The sequence below is a fragment of the Halanaerobium sp. genome, assembly GCF_003070835.1.
In genome coordinates this window covers 1-6,390 of sequence record NZ_QBLR01000193.1, presented here as the reverse complement: position 1 = coordinate 6,390, position 6,390 = coordinate 1, and the positions used below count along the sequence as shown (strand labels likewise).

6 protein-coding genes are annotated in these 6,390 nt (G+C 36.4%); all 6 read right to left on the bottom strand.

Features of this window, described 5'->3' with window-relative positions; genetic code table 11:
* Positions 1-147: 147 nt before the first annotated feature.
* Positions 148-660: an HAD family hydrolase gene (locus CI949_RS15020; RefSeq protein ID WP_290767754.1), complete on the bottom strand. Its 513-nt coding sequence runs from the start codon at positions 658-660 to the stop codon at positions 148-150.
* Positions 661-924: 264 nt separating this feature from the next.
* A complete protein-coding gene (locus CI949_RS15015) occupies positions 925-1,827 on the bottom strand; it encodes a DMT family transporter (protein ID WP_290767751.1) in 903 nt (300 codons plus the stop codon).
* Between the two features lie 223 nt (positions 1,828-2,050).
* Positions 2,051-2,482 carry a Fe-S cluster assembly sulfur transfer protein SufU gene (sufU, locus tag CI949_RS15010; RefSeq protein WP_290767748.1) on the bottom strand — a complete coding sequence of 144 codons (432 nt, stop codon included), beginning with the start codon at positions 2,480-2,482 and terminating at the stop codon, positions 2,051-2,053.
* On the bottom strand, positions 2,472-3,743 hold the full coding sequence (locus CI949_RS15005) for a cysteine desulfurase (protein ID WP_290767745.1): 1,272 nt from the start codon (positions 3,741-3,743) through the stop codon (positions 2,472-2,474). Before CI949_RS15005 ends, sufU begins: the two co-directional genes overlap by 11 nt.
* Positions 3,718-4,908 carry a Fe-S cluster assembly protein SufD gene (gene sufD / locus CI949_RS15000; RefSeq protein ID WP_290767742.1) on the bottom strand — a complete coding sequence of 397 codons (1,191 nt, stop codon included), beginning with the start codon at positions 4,906-4,908 and terminating at the stop codon, positions 3,718-3,720. Before sufD ends, CI949_RS15005 begins: the two co-directional genes overlap by 26 nt.
* A gap of 10 nt (positions 4,909-4,918) precedes the next feature.
* A complete protein-coding gene (sufB, locus tag CI949_RS14995) occupies positions 4,919-6,322 on the bottom strand; it encodes a Fe-S cluster assembly protein SufB (RefSeq protein ID WP_290767739.1) in 1,404 nt (467 codons plus the stop codon).
* Positions 6,323-6,390 lie beyond the last annotated feature (68 nt).

Here is a 6,390-nt window from a genome sequence, read left to right as displayed (position 1 = left end):
AAGAGATAACTTGATTCAAACGGTGCTATTTAGATTTCACAACATTTGTCAAAGAGCCAAATTATAATATAATTAGCTAAAATAAATAAAATTTGGACATTTATTTACAAAACCGACAGGTACCGGGTACCTGTCAGTATAGTGAAATTAATTTTCTTTTTCCGTAAAACTTTCTATTATTTTGTAATAATCTCCTTTAGTTTTTAAAAGATGAGTTAAAATCTCTCTGACTGCTCCATTACCACCGTTAAATTTAGATATCAGATCACAAACTTCTTTAACTTCTTCTGCAGCGTCTGCCGGGCAAGCTGCAAATCTGGCCTCTTTCATTACCGGTAAATCATTTAAGTCATCACCTAGATAAGCTAAATTACTATAATTAATTTCCTTTTCTTCCATCAGCTTTTCTAAAGCCTGTTTTTTATTTCTAACACCCTGATAATATTCTTTTATTCCCAGCTCAGCTGCTCTACGAGCTACAACTTCGGATTTCCGACCGGTCATGATTATCACGTCATAATCCATTTTTATCGCAGCTACTATTATCAAACCATCTTTAACATTAAAAGCTTTAAATTCATTTTTGCCATTATCTAAATAAACTTTGCCGTCTGTCAGTGTACCATCAACATCCAAAAAAATTGTATTAATATCTTTCACTCTGATCCCTCCATTTATAATCAAAAAGAACAAAATGGCCTTCGGACAATCTGTAATATAGTAAGGTTAAATTTTGTTGATAGCGGAAATTATGAAACTATAAAGATTATCCACAACAAACCATCAGGTATAATTTCCTAGCTAATAAAAATATGTATAAACTACATTTATTATATGTTCTTAGAAAGCATTCTGCAATGTTTGCCGCTAAATCACCAAACCCCCAGCGTTTAAACTGAGGGCAATATTAAATAATTTATTATTTTAGATAGTACTTTTCTGCTTTTCCTTTTTTAATTTTAATTCAGCTGCTTTCTCTGCCACTTCTTTTTCCTTGGCCCGATAATTTAAATAACCGGCTGAGATAATTAATACAGCACCGAATACTGAAAATAGATCCGGCATCTCCTGAAATAAAAGCAGTCCGAAAATTGAAGAGAAAACAATATTCGCATAAGTATAAATTGAAAGTTCTCCCGCCTCTGCATGCCGATAGGCATTGGTCATAAATAACTGAGCTGCTGCTGCAAATAATCCTAAAGCTAATAGGGCTGCTGCCTGGATAGCTGTAGGAATTACAAAACTACCGCTGAGCAAAAACGGTATCATTGCCAGAGTTGAAAAAAGACTGAAATAAAAAACTACTGCAGCTGCTGAATCAGTTTTGCGCAGCTGTCTAACTATTGTATATGCAATTCCCGCAAATAAACTGGACATTAAAGCAATTAAAGAAGGTATTAAATTAGAATCAAAACCCGGTCTAATTACCAGTATAGCGCCTAAGGCTGCTGTTACTAAAGCAATTAGCTGTTTTTTGCTAACCTTCTCTTTTAAGAATAAAGCTGCAAAGATCATTACAAAAAACGGGGACATCTTATTTAAAATTACTGCATCAGATAGTTTAATATTTGCCAGGGCATAAAAATAGGCTGCAATTCCTAAAACACCAAAGATACTGCGTAAGATTAAAAGCTTTTTATTATTTCCGGTCAGTGAGCTGCCGCTTTTTTTGACAAGACTGAAGGCAATAAAAATACCAACTAGATTTCTAAAAAATATCTTTTCTGCTGTCGGCATATCACCTAAAAATTTAACTGCAGCTGCCATCATCGCAAAAAAGAGTGACGATAAAAGTATATAGGTTATTCCTTTTTTTCTGTTTTCCATTGTTTCCACCTCATCTTATAGTCTTATAAACTTATTGAGTTATTGACAAAATTCGACAGGTTCACGGTGCATGAACACAAATGAACATAAACAAACAAAAGCAAACAAAAATTCATGAAAGAAAGTCATTGAGATTCATTATCATTATTATATAGATTATTTGCTTTTATGTAAAGTAAAAACTCCACCTTTTGGTGAAGTTTTTAAAATCAGTTTTCAAATTTTAGTTTCGCTCATTCAAAGCCTCTTTAAGTGTATGCCAGGATAAAACTGCACATTTAACCCTGGCCGGCATGTTAGAAATATTCTTTAAAGCCACTGCATCTTTTAGCTTTCTTAATTCCTGCTGATCTTCTATATCTTTTTTGATCATCGCAATAAAAGTTTCAACAAGATCCAGTGCTTCTTCGATGCTTTTACCTTTAATTAAATCAATCATGATTGAAGTTGAAGCCTGCGAAATCGCACAGCCGCTGCCCGTAAAAGCTGCATCGCTGATAGTATCACCATCAAATTTAAGCTCCAGAGTTATATCATCTCCACAGCTTGGATTGTGACCATGCTCACTCAAATCTGCAGCTTCTAATGAATGTTTATTGCGGCTGTTTTTATTGTGTTCCATTATCAATTCTGTATAAACTGAATCAAGATCCATAACCAAAAACCTCCCTTACTTTCTCCAGTGATTCCAGGAAGCGGTCCACTTCTGCTTTTGTATTATAGAGATAAAAACTTATTCGCCCGGTGGAATTAATCTGATAGTAGTGCATTAACGGTTGAGCGCAGTGATGGCCAGAACGGATAGCAATCCCCTCACTGTCAACTATTGTAGCCAAATCATGAGAGTGAACATCTTTAATATTAAAAGATATAATTCCACCGCGATTTTCTAAATCCAGCGGCCCGGCTATCTCGACATAGTCCAGTTTCTTCATTTTATTAAGGGCATAGGCTGTTAATTCAAGCTCATGTTCCTTAATTTTATCCAGTCCTATCTCTTCTAAATATTCAATTGCTGCCTGTAAACCCACTGCACCTTCCACATTGGGAGTACCGGCTTCAAATTTTTCAGGAAGTGGAGCATAAGTAGAAACCTGTTCTTTTACATATTCTATCATACCTCCGCCTTTTAGAAAAGGAGGTAATTCATCTAAAAGATCTTTTTTTCCATAAAGTACACCAATCCCCATTGGTCCCAGCATCTTATGACCGGAAAAAGCATAAAAATCAGCATCTAAATCTCTAACATCAGTCTTAATATGAGGAGCCCCCTGCGCACCATCAACAACAACTAAAGCACCCTTTTGATGGGCAAGTTCTGCCATTTCTTTAATCGGGTTAATTACCCCACTCACATTTGACATCTGGGAGATGCTAAAAATCTTAGTTTTTTCTGTCAGTTTTTCTTTAAGCTCTGCCAGTGGAATTCTATAATTTTGATCTGGATATAAGAATTTTAAATTCAAATTTTTTCTCTCAGCCAGCTGCTGCCAGGGAAGAATATTACTGTGGTGCTCAAGCACAGAGATTAAAATTTCATCTCCCGCTTCAACAAAAGCTTCCAGGCTATTTGCCAGCAGATTTAGGGATTCTGTAGTATTCCGGGTAAAAATAACTTCTTCTGCTTTTTCGGCATTGATAAAATCCCTGACCTTAGCTCTGGCCTTTTCGTAAGCTTCGGTAGCGCGAACACTTAAAGTGTGAGCACCCCGATGAGGATTAGCATTAATTGTACGGTTATAATTATCCACTGCAGCTAAAACAGCTTCCGGTTTTTGGGTTGTAGCCGCATTATCAAAGTAAACAAGATCTTTACCATTAATCTGCTGCTTTAAAATTGGGAAATCAGCTTTATATTTTTCGACAAAATTCTGGTCACTTTTATTTTCTTTAACTGCGGATTCTTGTTTTGACATCATTAATAACACTTCCTTTAAGGTCATTAAGAGGTATTTTAGCAAAAATTGGGTTAAAAGCAGCTTCTACCATTAGCTGTTTGGCTTCTGCTTTAGTCAGACCTCTGCTCATTAGATAAAATAAGAGCTGTTCATCAATCTGGCCTGCACTTACAGCATGTTCTCCCTCCACATTATCTTCCTCAGAAAACAATGCTGGTATGGAATCAGAATCAACTGTTTTATCTAAAAGCAGAACCTCTTCCTTTTCTGATCCTTTTGCCTGGCCCGCACCTTTCTGAAAATATAAATCACCTCTAAAAACTTTCTGAGCCCTATCTTTCAAAACACCTTTGCTTTCAATTTTACTGCTGCTGTGGCGTCCCTGATGATTCATTTTAAATCCTAGATCCAGCTTGCGGTCGCCGTCAGCAAAATAAACTGAACTTATGCTGGCTCTGCTGCCGGCATTCATTAGGGTGTTTTCATTATTAGTAACTGAATTTCTGCCGCCCAGTTCAATTGGAATCCAGTTTAGCTCTCCCTGATTGGAAACCAGAGAAATATTACTGTCAAAGTTATCACTCTGATCATTAAAACGCTGCACCTTAACAATATTTAAAACAGCGTTATCTTTAACAATTACTCTGGTTAAACCATTATGAAAAGCTTCTAAGTTTTGATCCTGCATTCTATAGTCAAAAACTACCGTTAGGCTTGAATTTTCTTCAGCCACGATTAAATTATTATCAATTAAAACAGGATTTTCCTGATCAAGTTGATAAAAAATCTCAACTGGTAATTTTAATTTAACATTTTTTGGAGCTTTAATAAAAAGACCAGTATTGTAAAATGCTTCGGCCATCGTCAGATACTTGGCATCAAGCCCCTGATTACCTTTTTTGACCTTTTTATCTTTAAACTGATCCAGATAATTTAAAATTTCTTCTTCATTATTTAGATTATCTGTCATTCTTTTGATCAGCAGCTCATCCTGACCCTTTTTTTCTTTTAAATATTCCTTATTATAAGGATTGTATTCTGGAAACTGATAGTCAATTAAATTTATTCGCTTATAATCACCCTGAGCCAAATATTTAAAATGATCAAAACTTTCTCTTCTTCTGCTGCTTAATAGTTTTGACTGGCCGGTGGTTAAATTATCTACTAATTTTTTATTGTACATCTCATATCACCTATCCTATAGTCCCTTCGAGTTCAAGGTTGATTAGATTATTTAATTCAACTGCATATTCTAATGGTAATTCACTGGCAATTGGCTCCACAAAGCCGCGGACAATCATGGCCTTTGCTTCCTCTTCGCTGATTCCTCTGCTCATCAGATAGAAAACAGCTTCCTCACTAATTCGTCCAACCTTTGCTTCATGGCCGATATCAATATCATCAGTCTGCAGTTTCATAATCGGTAAAGTATCTGATTTCGACTCATTATCCAGCATCAGCGATTCACAGGAAACGGAAGCTTTTGCTCCATGAGCATTTCTAGTTGCTTTAAGCAGGCCGCGGTAATAAGCATGGCCGCCATCTTTAGCAATCGAGCGCGAATTGACTGTTGAAGTTGTATTTGGAGCGTCATGAATTACCTGAGCCCCGGTATCTAAATACTGTCCTTCAGCGGCAAAAGTAACCCCAGTAAACTCTGCTCTAGCTCTGGCTCCTTTTAAAATACTCATTGGATAAAGCATTGATACTTTTGAGCCAAAAGAACCAGAAACCCACTCAATAACGCCATCTTCTTCTACTAAAGCTCTTTTGGTATTTAAATTATACATATTACGGGACCAGTTCTCTATTGTACTATAGCGAAGTTTGGCACCTTTATTTACAAATAATTCTACAGCACCTGCATGGAGATTATTAACCGAATATTTTGGGGCTGAGCAGCCTTCAATAAAGTGAGCATTTGCTCCCTCTTCCAAAATAATCAGAGTATGCTCAAACTGACCTGAGCCAGGTGCATTCTGACGGAAATAAGACTGGAGAGGAATATTTACATCTACTCCTGCTGGAACATAAACAAATGATCCACCTGACCAGACAGCTCCATGCAGAGCTGAAAATTTGTGATCATTAGGTGTGATTAATTTCATAAAGTGTTGTTTGACTAAATCCTCATGTTCTTTAACAGCATTTTCCATATCCATATAAACAACGCCCTGTTCAACCATTTCTTCTTTTAGATTGTGGTAAACAACCTCAGAATCATACTGAGCACCTACCCCGGCTAAAGATTCCTTTTCTGCCTCCGGAATTCCCAGAGCATCAAAGGTATTCTTAATTTCTTCCGGAACCTGATCCCAGTCACTCTGGAGATCAGCATCTGGCCTGACATAGGTAATAATATTATCCATATCTAAATCAGAAATATCGGCTCCCCAGGTGGGAACCTCTTTATTCTTATATATTTCTAAGGCTTTCAACCTGAATTTCAGCATCCATTCTGGTTCATCTTTTTCTCTAGAAATTTCTTTTATTACTTCAGGAGTTAACCCCTTAGCAGATTGATAACGATGTTTTGCTACATTTTTTTCTTCATGCAGACTGCGGTCAATGTCATTGACTTCTGTCTTTTCGCCCATCTAAAATACCTCCCTGTTCTCAAAACATTTAAATCTATGCCTCTTCGCTATTTAGTGTGGGTTTTTAT